Genomic DNA, 17,823 nt, shown 5'->3' on the forward strand with positions numbered 1-17,823 from the left:
CAACTTTCTGGCCCAACTCACGGACGCGGGCGCCAAATCTTTGCTGCGCGCCCGGACCGTTCAGGTCCCGGCGTGCTGCTCGCACACTCCGAGTTGGTAAGCTCTTGTGTCCGGAATTTATTAGTATACAAACGATATTTGCGTCAAGATGGTGCCGCGAAACACCTTTCCAAACTGTGACATATCCGTAGTCCCAGCATTTCGGGTTTCGACTATGAAAGAGAATTTTTCGGTGCAGCAGCCGGATTCCCTGGGCAGCGTGGTTGCCGGCATCGACGTCGGCGGAACCTTCACCGACCTGCTTCTGATCGACGGCAAGGACGGCGGCAAGGTGCATATCGCCAAGACGCCGACCACGGTCGACAACCAGGCCTTCGGCGTGGTTTCGGCGCTCGGCGCCACCGGCTTTCCGATCGACGGCATCGACCTCATCGTGCACGGCACGACCACCACCACCAACGCGGTGCTGGAACGCCGGCTGGCCAAGACCGGCATGATCACCACGCGCGGCTTTCGCGACGTGATCGAGCTGGGCCGGCGCACGCGGCCTCAGGCCTATGGCATGACCGGCACCTTCGTCCCGATTATCCCGCGCAATCTCAGGCTCGAAGTGTCGGAGCGCGTCGAGGCGTCGGGCACGATGCGCACGCCGCTCGACGAGACCGAGATGCGCGCGGCGGTGAAGGCGCTGATCGACGCCGGCTGCGAATCCCTCGTCATCCACTTCCTGCACTCCTACGCCAACCCTTTGCATGAGCGGCGCGCCGCTGAGATCGCCGCCGAGCTCTGGCCGAACGGCTACATCACCACGGGCCACGCGCTGCTGTCGGAAGCGCGCGAATTCGAGCGCGGCGTCACCGCCTCGGTCAACGCTTCGGTGCAGCCGATCCTCGAGCGCTATGTCGAGCGGCTGCGCAAGGAATTGGCGGACAAGGGCTATGCCCGCGACTTCCTGATCATGAACGGCAATGGCGGCATGATCTCGGCCCGCTTCGTCACACGTGAATCGGCCAAGACCGTGATGTCCGGCCCGGCCTCCGGCGTCATCGCCGCCGCCTATACCGGCAAGCGCGCCGGCTTCGAAAATCTCGTCACCTACGACATGGGCGGCACCTCGACCGACGTGGCCCTTATCCGCAACGCCGAGCCTGCTGTCTCGAACGAGATCGAGATCGAATATGCGATGCCGATTCATGTGCCGATGGTGGCCGTGCACACGGTCGGCGCCGGCGGCGGCTCGATCGCCCGCGTCGATGCGGCCGGCCTGATCCAGATCGGACCGGAAAGTGCCGGCGCCAATCCCGGCCCGATCTGCTACGGCCGCGGCGGCCTGGAGCCGACCATCACCGACGCCAATCTGGTGCTCGGCCGGCTAGCGCCGAAGAAGCTGCTGGCGGTCGAGAATCCGGTCACGTCAGAGCGTGTCACCGGCATCTTCGCGGACAGGATCGGCAAGGCCACCGGCCTCTCCGGCGTCGAGGCGGCGGGTGCGGTGCTCAGGCTCGGCAACATGAAGATGGCCGGCGCCATCCGCATGGTTTCGGTGTCGCGCGGCCATGACCCCCGCGATTTCGCGCTGTTCGCCTTCGGCGGCGCCGGGCCGCTGCACGCCACCGCATTGGCGCGCGAACTCGGCCTGCCCAAGGTGCTGGTGCCGGCCCGGCCCGGCATCACCAACGCGCTCGGCTGCGTCGTCGCCGACCTACGCCACGACTTCGTCAACACCGTCAACCAGCCGGTCGCGATGCTCGATGAAGCCCAGCTCCACCACGTGTTGGAACGGCACCGAAACGAAGGCGAGGAGCTGATCGGCAAGGAAGCAGTGAAGCCGGAGACGATCCGTGTCACCCACTCCGCCGACATGCAGTTCGTCGGCCAGACCCACATCATCAACGTGCCGTTGCCGTCCTCGTCGGTGACGCGGCAGGAATTGCAGGCGCTGTTCGAGAAAGCCTACTTTGCCCGCTTCAAGGTCGAACTGCCGGAAATCCGGGCCAACCTCGTCAACCTCAACACCTCGGTCACCGGCATCAGGCCGGCGATCGATCTGTCGCGCCTGATCGACCCGTCCGGGCGTGCCGGAACACTCGACGAAGCGCGGCGCGAAATCCGGCCGGTCTGGTATGCCGGACGCTGGCACGACACGCCGATATACATCCGCGAAAAGCTGCCGCTCGACGCCATCATCGAGGGGCCGGCGATCCTCGAACAGATGGACGCCACCACTGTGCTCGAGCCCGGCGACCGCGCGCGCTCGGACACCGACGGCAACATCATCATCGATATCGGCGAGGCCTGAGATGCCCGACATTGATATGGCAAAGCTCGACGCCATCACGCTTTCGGTTCTCCAGGCCGCCTTGCAGCAAGTCTGCGACGAGATGGACCTGACCTTTTCCCGCGCCGCCTTCTCGCCTGTCATCGCCGAGGCCAACGATCGCTCCGACGGCATCTATTCGGCCGTCGACGGTTCGCTGATCGCACAAGGCAGCCAGGGCCTGCCGGTGTTCGTCGGCGTCATGCAATATTCGACCAGGACGGTGATCGAGATGATCGCCGACGGCCGCTGCCTCGCCCCGGAGCCGGGCGACATCTACATCGTCAACGATCCCTATCTCGGCGGCACGCATCTGATGGATGTGCGCTTCGTCATGCCTGTCTACCGGGCGGGAAAAATCTTCTGCTGGCTGTCCAACACCGGCCATTGGCCCGACATTGGCGGCTCCGTGCCCGGCGGCTTCTCGGCTTCGGCCACTGCCGTCGAACAAGAAGGCCTGCGGCTGCCGCCCGTAAAACTGTTCAAGAAAGGCGTGCTCGACCCCGAGATCTACGCCATCATCTGCTCCAACATCCGCGTCGCCGACCAGCGCATCGGCGACATCAGGGCCCAGGCCGCGGCTCTGCTGATCGGCCAGGACCGGCTCAATGGAATCCTGGATCGTTACGGTAACGAAACCGTTGTCGAGGCGATCGCCGAGCTGCGCCGCCGTGCCGCCGAACAGATGCGCGCCAACATAGCGGCCATTCCCGACGGTACCTACCGCTCCAGGGCCTTCGTTGATTCCGACGGGGTGGTCAACGAACCGCTGACCATCGCGCTTGCGGTCGAGAAACAGGGCGATACGCTGACCTTCGATTTCGCCGGCTCGTCAAAGCCGTGCGCCGGGCCGATGAACAGCGTTCTGGCGACGACCTTGTCCTCGGTCTACCTCGCCATGCGTCACATTTTCCCCGACGTGCCGATCAGTGCCGGCGCCTTCGAGCCCCTGATCGTCAAGCGGCCGGAAGGCACCTTCCTCGACGCCAGATATCCGCGCCCCGTGTCGGGCTGCGCGGCCGAAGTGTCGCAGCGCATCGCCGAGGCGGTGTTCGCTGCCATGGTGCAGGCGCTGCCGGACAAGGTGACGGCGGCTCCCGCCGGCTCCAGCGGCAATTTCGCGCTCGGCGGCAACGATCCGGCACGCGGCCGCGATTACGTCATGTACCAGATTTCCGGCGGCGGCTATGGCGGCAATTCAGGCCATGACGGCCTGACCAATGGCTGCTCGACCATCGGCATTTCCAAGTCGCCTCCGGTCGAGATCATGGAGCAGGCCTTTCCGGTGCTCTACCGCCACTATGCCTTGCGCGAAGGCTCGGGCGGCGCCGGCAAGCATCGCGGCGGTTTCGGCCTCGCCTATGAGGTCGAGATCCTGCGCGGCGACGCGCGCGCCTCCTTCGTCATGGACCACGGCCGTTTCGGCCCGCAAGGCGCGCTCGGCGGCAGCGACGGCGAGCCCAACACGGTGACCGTGTTCCGCAATGGCGAGGCGCACGTGCCGCCGCATCTGTCCAAGGAGCAGGACATCCCGCTGAAGGCCGGTGATCGCGTGCGCGTCGGCACGCCTGGCGGCGGCGGCTATGGCGATCCATTCCAGCGCGACGCCGATCAGGTGCGGCGCGATGTGGCGCTGGGATACTATACACCGAAGGAAGCCAGCGAAAAATTCGGCGTGGTCTTGTCGGCGGGCGACCTCGCCGTTGACCAAAAGGCGACGGAAGCACAGCGCGCCGGCTAACGCACCACCACTCGCCATGGCGTAGATAGCTCACAGCGCCGTGATCGCCGCAGCAGATGTCGTTTCCGTCTCCGCCGCGCCCATGAAAGCCCGTAGACTTCGCCAGTCAACGGGGATCTGGAACATGCGTCTTTTCAGTCATTTCGTGCTTGCCGCTTCCGTCGCTCTCACCCTCGCCACGGGCGCCGCTTCCGCCCAGGACAACAAACTCAGGATCGGCACCGAGGGCGCCTATCCACCCTTCAACTACGCCAATGCCGACGGCACGCTCGGCGGCTTCGACATCGACCTCGGCAAAGCGCTGTGCGCCGAGATGAAGGCCGAATGCGAATTCACGGTGCAGGATTTCGATGGCTCGATTCCCGCGCTGCAGGCCGGCAAGTTCGATGCCATCATCAACATCACCATCACGCCGGAGCGGGCCGAGAAGGTCGAGTTCACCCACAAATACTACCAGACGCCGCCGGCCATCGCGGTGCCGAAGGATTCGCCCATCGCGGGCACGTCTCCCGAGGATCTGAAAGGCAAGGCACTCGGCGTGCAGACCGCCACCATCCATCAGAAATTCGCCGAGCAGAAATACGCGGGCTCGACCGTCAAGGCCTATCCGACGGGTGACGACGCCCGCACCGACATGGCCAACGGCCGGCTCGACGCGATGATGGATGGCTCGATCATCCTCACCGAATGGCTGAAGAAGCCGGACGGCGCCTGCTGCAAGCTGCTCGGCACGCTGACCGCCGATCCGGCCATTCACGGGCCGGGCGTCGGCATCGCGTTGCAGAAGGGCAACAAGGAACTGGCCGACAAATTCAACGCGGCCATCGACGCGCTGCGCGGCAACGGGAAGTACAAGGAAATCAACGACAAGTACTTTTCCTTCGACGTGTACGGCAACTGAGGCTGACACCAAATGCGTTCCGGCAGCGCCGCTTGGCGCTGCCGTTTTCATGAATGGAGACCTTCTTGGCTGAGCGGCGTTCCCCCTTCTACAGCAGCATCGTCGGATCGGGCGCGACCATGGGTCGAGTCGGCGGCGATTTTATCTCGGCCAAGTACTATTCCGGCATCGCCGACGAGCACCTGAACACGCGCGAAAATGTCGGCGTGCAGGATCTCAGCACCATGGGCAAGATGGACATCAAGGGGCCGGACGCCGAGGCGCTGGTCAACCATGTCATCGTCAACGATGCCGCGGCGATGAAGCCGGGCCAAGTGCGCTACTCCACGGTCTGCCGCGAGGATGGCGGCATCCTGGACGACCTCACCGTGTTCCGACTGGGGACCGAGCATTTCATGCTGGTGACCGGCTCGGTCAACCGGTTGAAGATGCTGCCCTGGCTGCTGCACCATGCCGAAGGACGCAAGGCCTATGTCACCGATATCACCGCGGCGGTCGCCTTCCCGACCATCCAGGGCCCGCGCTCACGCGACCTGCTGAAGGCGCTGGTCAGGGATGCCGATCTGGACGGGCTGAAGCGTTGGGCGTTCACCTCGGGGCGCGTCGGCGAGACGAAGGTGCTGATCTCGCGCACCGGCGTTACCGGCGAACTCGGCTTCGAACTGTTCGTGCCGGCCGACGAGGCGGCCTCGGTCTGGGAAAGCCTGATGCAGGCCGGGCGGGACTTCGGCCTGAAACCCTATGGCGTGCTGGCGATGTTCACGCTCGGCTTGGAAAAGGCTTACCCGGCGCATGGCATCGACATGGATGAGAGCCGCACGCCGTTCCATGTCGGGCTCGATCGCTGGATCAAGTTCGACAAGGGCGATTTCATCGGCCGCGAGGCCCTGCTCAAGGTCCGAGACAAGGGCCTCGACGAACGCTGGACCGGATTGATCCTCGATGGCGATAAGCCAGCCACGACGGATGCCAGGGTGATAGCCGATGGCGAGGACGCCGGCATCGTCACCTACAGCGATCATGGCTATTCCCTCGGCAAAGTGCTGGCCACGGCGCATCTGCGACTACCCTTCACCGCCATCGGCACTGAGCTGAGCGTCGAGATAGAGGGCAAGCCGACGCGCGCGGTGGTGGCGCCGATGCCGTTCTTCGATCCGGAAGGGGCGAGGCTGAGGGGTTAGACGCTTGCGCCGATTGACGATTTGCGGAAGCATTCATCCCTTCGTCATCCACGGGCGAAGCAAGGAGCGAAGCGACGCGGCGCAGACCCGAGGATCCATGCCGGGACTCCAACGCGTCGTTACTGTCCAGAATCCTGCTTCGCCGCGCTCTTCGGCTCCGGTCGCGGCATGGATCCTCGGGTCTTCGCGACGGAGCTTCGCTCCTGCTCCGCCCGTGGATGACGAAGTCGGGGAGGCTCGCCGAATCTTCTATCTTCAGCCGGTCCTCACCCCCGCCGATCCAGCCGCGCTACCAGCCGATCCCCGACCCATTGGATCCCGCAGACAAGCACGATCAGCACGATGACCACGGCGATCATCACCGACGTCTCGAACCGCTGGTAGCCGTAGCGGATGGCGAGGTCGCCGAGGCCGCCGGCACCGATGGCTCCGGCCATCGCCGAGGCGCCGATCAGCGTCACCAAGGTCACCGTGAAACCGGCGACGATGCCGGGCAAGGCTTCGGGCACCAGTACCTCGCGGATGATCGTCCAGCGGTTGCCGCCCATGGCGCGGGCCGCCTCGATCAGGCCATGGTCGACTTCGCGCAGCGACACTTCGGCGATGCGCGCATAGTAGGGCGTGGCCGCGATCGACAGCGGCACGATTGCCGCCCATGTGCCGATCGAGGTGCCGACGATCAGCCGGGTCAGCGGGATCAGCGCCACCAAAAGGATGATGAACGGCACCGAGCGGAAACCGTTGATGATGGCGCCGAGCACGCGGTTGACCCACGGGCTTTCGGCGATGCCGCCGCGTTCGGTGGCGATCAAGGCCAGCCCCAGCGGCAGGCCGAACACCAGCGAGATGAGGCCCGAGGCGGCCGTCATCAGCACCGTCTCCCAGATCGAACGCAGCAGAAGCTCAAACAGGATCGGCGACATGGCCAAGCACCTCCACCCGCGCCTGGCGGGATTTCAGGAATGTGATCACCTCGGCGAGATGCTCTGCATCATTGCCGGGGACGGAAAGGAACAGCGTGCCGACGGGCTGCTGCTGAACATGATCGATGCCGCCATGGACAAGACGGAACGGACCAGGCACCGTTGCCGCGAGATCGGACAGCAAGGGCCCGCGTGCGGCGTCGCCGGCGACATCGACGCGCAGGATGGTGTCGGCGCCGGCGGACGGCAGCAGCCGCGCTGCGAGTTCGGAAGGCAATTGCGGCCGGATCGCGCCAAGCAGGCTTCTTGTGATGTCTGATTGTGGGTCAGCGAACACCGACCAGACCGGTCCTTCCTCGACGATGCGCCCGGCGTCGATCACCGCCACGCGGTCGGCGATCGAGCGGATCACCTCCATCTCATGGGTGATCAAAAGGATGGTCAGGCCCAGCTGCCGGTTGATGTCCTTGAGCAGCGCGAGAATGGAGCGTGTCGTTTCCGGGTCGAGCGCCGAGGTGGCCTCGTCCGACAACAGCAGCGCCGGCCGCGCGGCAAGCGCCCGGGCGATGCCGACGCGCTGCTTCTGTCCGCCAGACAGCGATGCCGGATAGGCCTTGGCCTTTTCCGACAGGCCGACGAGATCGAGCAGTTCGGCCGCTCGCGCCAGCCTCTCGGCCTTGGAGCGGCCCTCGATCTTCAGCGGCAGCGCGACATTGTCCTCAACCGTCTTGGCCGACAAAAGGTTGAAATGCTGGAAGATCATGCCGATGCGCCGGCGCAGCGGCTGCAGGTCGCGCTCGCCGAGCCGGCTGATCTCGCGGCCCTCGATGAAGACTTGACCGGAATCGGGCCGCTCCAGCCCGTTCAGGCAGCGGATCAGCGTCGATTTGCCGGCGCCGCTGCGGCCGATGATGCCGAGGATCTCGCCCTTGCGCACCGTCAGCGAGATGCCGTCGAGCGCCGCGGTGGCGCCGAAGCGACGCTTCAGGTCGACAAGACGCACCACGTCTTGCGGCGGTGCGCCAGGCCGATCCATGGCCTCGGTGGTTTCGATGAAATGCTGGTTCATACGCGGATCCTGAAAATGCGATTGCGGCCGCGCAATGCGCGGACCGCCTTCCTGTCGGAGCTGACAAGTCAGTGTCCGATGGTGTCAATAAGCGCTGAGGCCGGTGCCCTTGTAGACCTTGTCGAACTCGGCTTTCACGGCTTCGTTCTGGTAGGAGGCGACCAGCGCCTTCACCCACGCCTCGTTCTCATTGCCGACCTTGACCGCGATGAAGTTGCGGTACGGGTTGTCGGCGATCGGCTCCTGCGCGATGCGGTTCTCCGGCGTCAGGCCGCTTTTCAGCGCCCAGTCGGTATTGACCACCGCCGCGTCGAGATCCTCGACCGAGCGGCCGACGATGCCGGCATCGAGCTCCTTGATCTCGACCTTCTTGGCGTTTTCCGCGATGTCGGCGGTGGTGGCCAGAATGCCGGTGCCGTCCTTCAGCTTGATCATGCCCTCGTTCTGCAGCACCCGCAGCGCGCGACCTTCATTGGACGGGTCGTTCGGCACGCCGATGACCGCGCCTTCTGGCAGGTCGGCGACCGCTTTGTACTTCTTGGAATAAAGGCCGATCGGCCAGACGCCGGTATAGCCGACGCGCACGATATGGTAGCCCTGGGTCTTGATCTGGTTGTCGAGATAAGGCTGGTGCTGGAAGGCGTTGGCGTCGATCTCGCCGCGCTCCAGCGCCTCGTTGGGCTGGGTATAGTCGTTGAACACCACGGTCTCGATGGTGAGGCCCTTTTCGGCGGCCTGGGCGACCACGACGCGCCAGACATCCTCGTCCTCGCCGCTGATGATGCCGACCTTGATCGCCTTCTTGTCTTCGGCGAAGGAGGCATGGGGAGCCATCAGGCTGCCGATCGCCACCGCCGATGCGAACAGCAGAGCGAGGCCATGGCGCCGGTTGAGGGTTGACCAAAGGGAAGCTGGCGAAGTGTTGTTGACGTCGGACATGATTGATCTCTGCGGTTGTGAAGTCGTGGCAGCAAGGGCGGATTGCCTAGGCTTGGTCACATCGTCAGAAATTCTATCGGCCTTATCAAAGAACGTGTTTCGCCGATCTCGCCGAAGCCGGGAATATTCTCTCAAAAATCCTGAGGTGGCGAGCACAAGGCACCGCCGGCCGGGCGAGACGGAACCCAGATGCGACCCTGGGCGCTCTGGAGACGCTCAGATTCTCAAGGAGAGCCGGGGGATCTCAAAGCGCGATCCAGGCAGTCTTCAGTTCGAGATATTTCTCCAGCGCGTGCAGCGACTTGTCGCGGCCGAAGCCGGATTGCTTGACGCCGCCGAGCGGTACGGTGATGTCGGCGCCGCCATAGGTGTTGACGTGGACGACGCCGGCATTGATGGCGCGCACCATGCGGTGCGCGGTGGAAAGATTGGCGGTCCACACCGCCGAGGCAAGCCCGTAGACGGTCGAATTGGCAAGCCGCACCGCCTCCTCCTCGGTCTCGAAGCGCATCACGCCGAGCACCGGTCCGAACACCTCCTCGCGGGCAAGCTGCATGTCCTGTGTGACATTCTCGAAGATCGTTGGCGCCATGTAGCTGCCGCCGGTCTCGGTGAGTATGCGCTCGCCGCCGGTGACCAGCCTTGCGCCTTCTTCGGTGGCCTTGGCGACGAAGCCGAGGTTCTGGTCCAATTGCTCGGCGCTCGACACCGCGCCGACGTCGCTCGCGAGATCGAGCGGATCGCCGACCCTAAGCCGCGTAGTCGCTGAGAGAAGTTCGTCCATGAAGCGGTCATAGGTCGACGATTGGACGAGCAGACGCGAGCCGGCGACGCACACCTGGCCGGAATTGCGGAAGATGCCGTTGGCCGAGACCACCGCCGCCTGCTTCAGGTCTGGAGCATCGGCAAAGACGATGTTGGGCGACTTGCCGCCGAGTTCGAGGAAGACACGCTTAAGGTTGGAACGGGCGGAGTAGTCGAGCAGCCGCCGGCCGACCGGCCCGGAGCCGGTGAAGGCGATGGCGTCGACATCCATATGCAGGCCGAGCGCTTCGCCGGCGACCGCGCCACGGCCGGTGACGACGTTGAGCACGCCGGCGGGCAAGCCGGCTTCGGCCGCCAGTTCCGCCAGCCGCAGCAGCGTCAGTGAGGCGATCTCCGGCGGCTTGACCACCACGCAATTGCCGGCGGCGAGCGCCGGGGCGATCTTCCAGGCGCCGATCATCAGCGGGAAATTCCACGGCACGATGACACCGACGACGCCGAGCGGCTCCTTGTGGATCAGCCCCAGCACATTCTCGGCCGTCGGCGCGATCTCGCCATAGACCTTGTCGATCGCCTCGGCGTAGTAGCGGATGGTGCCGGCCGCCGACAGCGGTTCGGCCTTGTAGGCCATGCCGATTTCGGTGCCATTGTCGCGCACGCCGAGCACAGCCAGTTCATCGACGTGCTTTTCGACCAGCTCGGCGAGCCTGGTCAGCACTTTCTTGCGAAAGGCGGGTGCCGCGCGCGACCACGCGCCCTTCTCGAATGCCTTGCGCGCCGACCGGGCCGCGCGGTCGACATCGGCGGCACTGCCGTCGGCGATGCTGGCGAAAGGCCGGCCGTCGATCGGCGATATCACGGGCAGCGTCGCGCCGCCTGTCGCCTCGGCCTGTGCGCCATCGATGAACAGGCCGCGCGCGCCGATCTCGGCCGCGCGCAGGATATCGATGGCTTTCTGGGTGATCATTGGGAACCGGCTCCGAAACTGACATGCAATGTGGTGGGCGCCCGGAATTCCCAGCCGCGGAACACGGGCTCCTTGCCGGGCACCAGGCTGAGATCGGGAAAGCGCTCGAGCAGCAGCCTTACCGCGAGGCACATCTGCTCGCGCGCGAAAAACCGGCCGGAACAGAAATGATGGCCGAAGCCGAAGGCGGCGTGGTTGCCTTCGTTGCGGTCGATATCGAAGCGGTCGGGGTCGGAAAACCGGCTCTCGTCGCGGCTGGCCGAGGAGACAAGTGCCGCCACTGGCGCGCCGGCGGGGATCGTCGCTCCGCCGATCTCGACCGCACGGGTCGTTTCGCGTGTCTGCGTGCCGATCGGCGCCACCCAGCGCAAGCCCTCGTCTACGGCCTTGGGCACGAAGGTCTCGGGATCGCCGAGCACCTTGCGCAACTGGTCGGGGCTCCTCAGCAGGCCGACAAGGATTGAGCCGGCGCCGTGGCCCGGCTCCTGCATGCCGCCGAGCAGGATCACCTTGACGGTCGGCATCAGGAAGTCGATCGGCCGCGTTTTGCCTTCCGGCATGCCGTCATGCAGCATGTGCGACAGCGCCGAATCGTCGGGCTCGCGGACCAGCCTTTCCAGCGTCGGCGTCACCGCATCGCCGACCTCGGCGCCGATCGCGTCGGCGATTTCCTGCCGCTTAGGATCCTTCTCGAAATTGATGGCGCCTTGGGCAAGGCCATAGAACCAGCGCCGCAGGGTCGGCATGTCGATGTCGGCAAGGCCGAGCGAGCGTGCCAGGCTGAGCGTCGACACCGGCTCGAAATAATCGGCCATCAGTTCGGCCGAACCGCGTTCGGCGATCGCATCGAGACAAGGCTCGGCGATCGAGCGCACGAGATCGCCGGCATAGGAGGCGACGGTGCGTGGCCGGTATTTCGGGTCGACGCCCTGGCGAAGGTGCTTGTGGACCTCGCCGTCGCTGGTCAGGATCGTCGGCTTGCCGAAGGAACGCTCGACCGGCGATACGCCGGCCTTGACGATTGCGGAGAAGATGTCGGGCGACTTCGCCACCAGTTCGACATCCTTCCAGCGGGTGACGAACCAGAGATTGACCGACGGCACGAAGGCGACCGGCGCGCTGCGCCTGAGCTCGGCGTAGATCGGATAGGGATCGGCTTCCAGCGCCTCGACGGTGATGTTTTCGGCAAAGCTCAAGGCCGCCACTCCCTTTGTGGTGGAAGGGGCGGCATCACGCCGCCCCGCTACGTCTCTCGATCCGCTCAATCCTTCAGGGGCAGACCGAGGCTTTCGAAGGCCACCGGATCGCGGCTCTTCAAGGCGCCGGCCAGCAGCAGGCCGACCACCGCGGCGATCAGCACCAGCCCCGGCAGGAACACGCCGAGGAAGCCGCCGGCCCCCGACAGGCTGCCGAAATTGATGACGATCAGATAGATGATGACGACGAAGGCGATGAAGGTCAGCCCGGGCAGGATGGTCGTCTTCACGGCATTTTCCTGCGCCGACGGATTGGCGCGGAAATACATGACCACCGCGAGCGAGGCCACCGCCATCATGACGATGACGCCGAGCGTCGCGACATTGGTCAGCCAGGAAAACAGCGCCAGCACCGGATCGAGGCCGAGCATGGCGAACAGACCGACGACGACGGCCGCCAGAACGCTCTGGATCACCGAGGCGACATGCGGGCTCTGGTGTGCCGAATGCGTCACGCCGATCGACTGCGGCAAAAGCTTCTCACGGCCCGAGACATAGATGTAGCGGGCGACCGCATTGTGGAACGCCAGCACGCCGGCGAACAGGCTCGACACGAACAGGATGCTCATCGCCTGCGACAGCATCGTGCCGGCGTAACGGTCGGACAGGCCGAACAGGAACGTCGTCGGATCCTGCAAGCCCTGCAGTGCCGGCAGCAGCTTGTCGACGCCGGCGCCGACCGCCATCAGCCAGGCGGTCACCATGTAGAAGACGCCGATCAACACCACGGAGATATAGGTGGCGCGCGGTATCGTGACCTTGGGATCGCGTGCCTCCTCGGCATAGATCGTCGTTGCCTCGAAGCCGATGAACGCCGCGAAGCAGAACAGGATGGCGATCGCTGGCGCACCGCTGCTGATCTGGCTCCAGCTGAAGGGTGCGGCCGACAGTCCGCTGTCGCCGCCGGTCTTGAGGATGGCGACGTCGAGGATCAGCACCACGGCGTATTCGCAGAGAACCAGCACCGTCAGGATCTTGGCCGATAGGTCGACCTGGCGGTAACCGAGCACGGCGACGAGCGCGATGGCGATGAAGCTCCACACCCACCAGGGCAGGTTGATGCCCCAGCCGGCGAACAGTCCGGCGGTTGCGGCACCCAAAAGGCCCATGACGCCGATCTGCATGGCGTTGTAGGACAGGATCGCGATCAGCGCCGTGGCGCCGCCGGCGAGGCCGCCGAGCCCGCGCGCGGCGTAGGCATAAAAGGCGCCGGCATTGCCGACATGCCGCGACATGGCGACATAGCCGACCGCGAACAACAGCAGCAGCACCGTCACGATCAGGTAGGTGCCGGCAAAGCCGGCGCCATTGCCCATCAGCATACCGAGCGGCGTGCCGCCGGCCACCGCCGTGAGTGGAGCCGCCGCCGAAATCACCATGAAGGTGATGGCGCCGACGCCGAGACTGTTCTTGCGCAGCCTGTTGGCCGGCGCCTGTTCCAAAACTGCTGTCATTGGTCCCTCCTGTTTGCAAACCAGGTTATCGGTTTGCTGGCCGCATGGCCTGTCCCATAGTGCTCTGGCGGTTGGTTCATTATTTGAACCGTTATTTTGAATATAGACTTGCAAACAAACCGGCTTCCTGTCAAGTTAATTCACACGTTAAATGATTGCCTCTGAATGGATGGCAATGCCGGGAGGTAAATTTGGGTACGGTTGGAAAAGCGATCTCGCTTCTGGAGCTGTTCACCGTGGCGGAGCCCGAACTCGGCCTGTCCGACCTCGCGCGCCGGTCGGGCTTCGACAAGGCGACGACGCGGCGGCTGCTGGTTGCGCTGACCGCCCATGGCTTCGTCGAGCAGGATGGCGGTACGCGGCACTACCGCCTCGGCGCCGGTCTGTCACGGCTGGCGCGCATCCGCGAGGCCCGCTTCCCCTTCCTGCAGACGGCGGTGCCGCTGGTGCGGGATCTGGCAAGTGCCACGGCCGAGACGGTGCATCTGTCGGAATTCGGCATCGACAGGCTGGTCACCGTGCATGTCGAGCATCCCACGCGGGCAAACCGGGTCAACGTCGATATTGGCCAGCTCCTGCCGCTGCATTCGACCGCCTCCGGCATCGTCTATCTGGCCTTCGCCCGGGAGGAGACCGTCAAGGCATGCCTGGCGGGTCGCCTCGAGGCGTTCACCGCGCATACGTTGATCGAGCCGGCCGCCATCTCCCGCTCCCTGGATGAGGCGCGCGGGCGCGGCTATTCGATCTGCGACCAGGGCCTGGAAGAAGGCGTCATATCAGTCGCGGCGGCAATCCTGTCGGCGGACGGCTTCGCGCTCGGCACCATCGCGGTGGCCGCGCCGAAGGCCAGGACGACGGCAGCCGACATCGCGGCACGAGGGCTTGCGGCCGTCGCCGCGGCGCGGGAAATTTCGATGCGTCTCAATGGCGAGAATCTGCAAACCCTGAGGAGGCAGGCCTGATGCCCATGGATCCCGCGCCCCGCATCCTGGTCATCGGCACCGGCGACACCAAGGCCGATGAGCTGCTGTTCATGAAAGCCTGCATCGAGGCATCGGGCGGCTGGGCCGTCATGATGGACGTCAGCGTGCTCGGCGATCCGCCCTACAGCCCCGATCACGACAAGCATGCCGTGGCCCGCGCTGTCGATGTGACGATCGCCGAGATCGTTTCCAGCGGTGACGAAAACACCGCCATGACGCTGATGGCCGGCGGCGCGGTGCAACTGGTGCGCCAACTCCATCAGCGCGGCGAGATCGACGCCTTCATCGCCATCGGCGGTTCGATGGGCACCGACCTGGCGCTCGACGTTGCGCTTTGCCTGCCGCTCGGCGTGCCGAAATTCGTCGTCTCGACCATCGCCTATTCGCACCTCATTCCACCCGAGCGCGTCGCGCCCGACCTGATGATGATCCTCTGGGCGGGAGGGCTCTACGGCCTCAACAACATCTGCAAGCTGGTCCTGTCGCAGGCCTGCGGCGCGGTCGTCGGCGCGGCCAGGATCGTGCTTGCGTCACGCGCGTCGGCGCCTGCTCTCGGGCCGACCATCGGCATGACCTCGCTCGGCGGCAGTTGCCTGCGCTACATGAAGACGCTGAAACCGGCGCTGGAACGGCGCGGCTATGACGTCGCCGTCTTTCACACCACTGGAATGGGCGGCCGTGCCTTCGAATCGATTGCCGGCCAGGGTCATTTCTGCGCGGTGTTCGACTTCAGCCTGCAGGAAATCACCAACCATCTTGCCGGCTCCGTCGTCAGCTCCGGCGCCGACCGGCTGGAGAACGCCGGCGCCCGTGGCATCCCGCAGATCGCGGCACCAGGCGCCGTGGATATGGTCGACCTGCCGACCTGGCAGGATTTGCCGGCAAAGTTTTCGCAGCGGCCGTTTCACGCCCATAACAGGCTGATTGCCTCCGTCACCGTCGATGCCGATGATCGCCGCCAGGTCGCCAGGACCATCGCCGCCAAGCTCGGCGCGTCGAAGGGTCGCTCCGCCTTCATCCTGCCATCCGGCGGCATCCAGGAGTGGGACATGCAGGGCGAACCGCTCTACGAACCCGAGGCCCTTGCCGCCTTCGTCGACGAAATGCGCAAGGCTATACCCGCCGGGGTCGAGTTCCACGAGATCGACGCCCACATCAACAGCGACGCCTTCGTCGGCAAGGCGCTCGAGATCTTCGATCGCTGGGTCGAGGAAGGCATTGTCCCGCGCGGTGCCCCTGCCAAGGGAGAGGCCGCGTGAGCGCTGTCCCGGCCCAGGCGCTTGTCCTTGATTTCGGCGGCGTCGTCACGCGAACGCTGTTCGAAACCCATGCCTTGACCGAGCAGGCGCTCGGCCTGAAGCCCGGAACGCTGCAATGGCGCGGGCCGTTCGATCCGGCGAGTGATCCGCTGTGGCGTACGATGCAGGCCGACGAGATCAGCGAGCGCGATTATTGGCGCACCCGCACCAGCGAGGTCGGCCGGCTCGTCGGCGAGGACTGGCAGGCGATGGAAACTTTCGTCCAGCGCGCCCGCGGCGCCGAGCCGGAAAAGGTGGTGCGGCCCGAGGCCGACAGCGCCATCCGCGCCGTCCATGCGGCCGGCTTCCGCCTGGCGATCCTGTCCAACGAGCTCGATCTGTTCTATGGCGCCGGCTTCCGCCAAAAACTGCCGCTGCTCGGCTTGTTCGATGTGATCGTCGACGCCACCCATACCGGCATCCTCAAGCCCGACCCACGCGCCTATGCCTTCGTCACCGAAGCGCTCGGCCTGCCCGCCGGCGCTTGCGTATTCGTCGACGACCAGCAGCGCAATATCGATGGCGGCCGTGCCGCCGGCATGCGCACGGTTCATTTCGACGTTGCCCGGCCGGCATTTTCCTACGCCGAGGCACTCGGCCATTTCGACCTCGTCCCCGCCGTCTGAGAACCATTTCCGGAGCCTGTCATGCGCGACATCAATTTCCTCACCGAGACGAACGCCAAGCCTATCTGGCATCCGATGGCGCACCCGGCCGAGATGCGGGCCAACCCGCCAAAGGTGATCATGAAGGGCGAGGGCGTCACCGTCACCGACATCGACGGCAACAGCGTGCTCGATGCCGTCGGCGGCCTGTGGAACGTCAACCTCGGCTACAGCTGCGATCCCATCAAGAAGGCGATCGCCGACCAGCTCGGCGCGCTGCCCTACTATTCGGGATTTCGCGGCACCTCGACCGGACCGTCGATCGAGCTCGCCTACGAACTCTCTGAATGGTTCGCGCCGGAAGGCATGGTGCGGACGTTCTTCACCTCGGGCGGTTCGGATTCGGTCGAGACGGCGCTGCGGCTCGCCCGGCAATACTGGAAGATCCGCGGCCAGGGCGACCGGACGAAATTCCTTGCGCTGAAGAAGGGCTATCACGGCACGCATTTCGGTGCCGCCTCGGTCAACGGCAACGCCAATTTCCGCCGCAACTACGAGCCGCTGCTGCCCGGCGTCTTCCACATTCCCGCACCCTGGACCTTCCGCAACCCGTTCGACGAGACCGATCCGGCACGGCTGGCGAAACTATGCGCCAAGGCGCTGGAAGACGAGATCGCTTTCCAGGGTGGCGACACCATCGCCGCTTTCATCATGGAGCCGGTGCTCGGCGCCGGCGGCGTCATCGTTCCGCATGAGAGCTTCATGCCGCTGGTGCGCGAAATCTGCGACCGCCACGAAATCCTGCTGATCGCCGACGAGGTCGTCACCGGCTTCGGCCGCACCGGCGCCTGGGCGGGCTCGCGGCTCTCGGGTGTGAAGCCGGATTTCATGACCATCGCCAAGGCGATCACCTCAGGCTATTTCCCGCTCGGCGCGACGCTGATCGGTGGCAAGGTCGCAGACGTGTTCGAGGCCGACAAGACCAGCTTCGGCGCGATCGGCCACGGCTACACCTATTCCGGCCATCCTGTCGGCTGTGCGGCCGGACTGGCGGCGCTTGCCGAAACCAAACGGCTTCGCCTGAACGAGAACGCGGCAGCGCGCGGCGTCGAACTCGCGGCGGTGCTGGAAGGCCTGAAGGCGAAGCACGAGATCGTTGGCGATGTCAGGTACAAGGGCTTGATGGCAGCGGTCGAGCTGGTCTCGGATCGCGCGACGAAAAAGCCATCCGACAAGAAGACCATGGCCGTGGTCTCGGAGGCGGCCTATGAGGCCGGCGTCATGCTGCGCGTGTCCGGCAACAACATCATCCTGTCGCCGCCGCTGATCATCAGCGCCGCCGACGTCGCCAAAATCGGCGAGGCAATCGACGCAGGCCTGTCGAAGCTCTGACGGACAATTGCATACAACGAGGCTTTGGGACG

14 protein-coding genes are annotated in these 17,823 nt (G+C 65.1%); 8 read left to right on the forward strand and 6 right to left on the reverse strand.

Annotated features, from left to right (window positions below):
• Positions 1-214: 214 nt before the first annotated feature.
• The 4 genes from X743_RS157440 to X743_RS157425 all read left to right on the forward strand — a co-directional run bounded on the left by X743_RS157440 (position 215) and on the right by X743_RS157425 (position 6,140).
• Complete coding sequence (locus tag X743_RS157440) at positions 215-2,299, forward strand: hydantoinase/oxoprolinase family protein (RefSeq protein WP_023765392.1); 2,085 nt, start codon at positions 215-217, stop codon at positions 2,297-2,299.
• A gap of 16 nt (positions 2,300-2,315) precedes the next feature.
• Positions 2,316-4,058 (forward strand): hydantoinase B/oxoprolinase family protein, encoded by a 1,743-nt coding sequence (locus X743_RS157435; RefSeq protein WP_023765393.1) that lies wholly within the window; start codon positions 2,316-2,318, stop codon positions 4,056-4,058.
• Between the two features lie 124 nt (positions 4,059-4,182).
• Positions 4,183-4,959 (forward strand): ABC transporter substrate-binding protein, encoded by a 777-nt coding sequence (locus tag X743_RS157430; protein WP_023765395.1) that lies wholly within the window; start codon positions 4,183-4,185, stop codon positions 4,957-4,959.
• A 65-nt stretch (positions 4,960-5,024) separates the two neighbouring features.
• Positions 5,025-6,140: an aminomethyltransferase family protein gene (locus tag X743_RS157425; protein ID WP_023765396.1), complete on the forward strand. Its 1,116-nt coding sequence runs from the start codon at positions 5,025-5,027 to the stop codon at positions 6,138-6,140.
• A gap of 266 nt (positions 6,141-6,406) precedes the next feature.
• Here X743_RS157425 and X743_RS157420 read toward each other — a convergent pair whose 3' ends face one another.
• The 6 genes from X743_RS157420 to X743_RS157395 form a co-directional block, all read right to left on the reverse strand.
• Positions 6,407-7,063, reverse strand: a complete 657-nt coding sequence (locus X743_RS157420) for a methionine ABC transporter permease (protein ID WP_023765397.1) — start codon at positions 7,061-7,063, stop codon at positions 6,407-6,409.
• Complete coding sequence (locus tag X743_RS157415) at positions 7,044-8,132, reverse strand: methionine ABC transporter ATP-binding protein (protein ID WP_023765398.1); 1,089 nt, start codon at positions 8,130-8,132, stop codon at positions 7,044-7,046. Before X743_RS157415 ends, X743_RS157420 begins: the two co-directional genes overlap by 20 nt.
• 84 nt (positions 8,133-8,216) lie before the next feature.
• Complete coding sequence (locus X743_RS157410) at positions 8,217-9,071, reverse strand: MetQ/NlpA family lipoprotein (RefSeq protein WP_023765399.1); 855 nt, start codon at positions 9,069-9,071, stop codon at positions 8,217-8,219.
• 244 nt (positions 9,072-9,315) lie between these two features.
• Entirely contained in the window at positions 9,316-10,803 is a 1,488-nt protein-coding gene (locus X743_RS157405) for an aldehyde dehydrogenase (RefSeq protein ID WP_031257678.1), read from the reverse strand.
• Positions 10,800-11,999, reverse strand: a complete 1,200-nt coding sequence (locus X743_RS157400) for a cytochrome P450 (RefSeq protein WP_023765401.1) — start codon at positions 11,997-11,999, stop codon at positions 10,800-10,802. Before X743_RS157400 ends, X743_RS157405 begins: the two co-directional genes overlap by 4 nt.
• 65 nt (positions 12,000-12,064) lie before the next feature.
• Positions 12,065-13,513, reverse strand: a complete 1,449-nt coding sequence (locus X743_RS157395; RefSeq protein WP_023765402.1) for an APC family permease — start codon at positions 13,511-13,513, stop codon at positions 12,065-12,067.
• 191 nt (positions 13,514-13,704) lie between these two features.
• Between X743_RS157395 and X743_RS157390 the strand changes: the two genes are divergently transcribed.
• The 4 genes from X743_RS157390 to X743_RS157375 are packed head-to-tail and all read left to right on the forward strand — an operon-like array spanning position 13,705 to position 17,791.
• Positions 13,705-14,475, forward strand: coding sequence for an IclR family transcriptional regulator (locus X743_RS157390; RefSeq protein ID WP_023765403.1), 771 nt, complete (start codon positions 13,705-13,707; stop codon positions 14,473-14,475).
• A complete protein-coding gene (locus tag X743_RS157385) occupies positions 14,475-15,755 on the forward strand; it encodes a Tm-1-like ATP-binding domain-containing protein (protein WP_023765404.1) in 1,281 nt (426 codons plus the stop codon). The genes X743_RS157390 and X743_RS157385 overlap by 1 nt, the downstream gene beginning before the upstream one ends.
• Positions 15,752-16,420: an HAD-IA family hydrolase gene (locus X743_RS157380; protein ID WP_023765405.1), complete on the forward strand. Its 669-nt coding sequence runs from the start codon at positions 15,752-15,754 to the stop codon at positions 16,418-16,420. Before X743_RS157385 ends, X743_RS157380 begins: the two co-directional genes overlap by 4 nt.
• Positions 16,421-16,441: 21 nt before the next feature.
• Positions 16,442-17,791, forward strand: coding sequence for an aminotransferase class III-fold pyridoxal phosphate-dependent enzyme (locus tag X743_RS157375; RefSeq protein WP_023765406.1), 1,350 nt, complete (start codon positions 16,442-16,444; stop codon positions 17,789-17,791).
• Positions 17,792-17,823: the final 32 nt, after the last annotated feature.

Source organism: Mesorhizobium sp. LNHC232B00, from assembly GCF_000502435.1.
GTDB lineage: Bacteria > Pseudomonadota > Alphaproteobacteria > Rhizobiales > Rhizobiaceae > Mesorhizobium > Mesorhizobium opportunistum.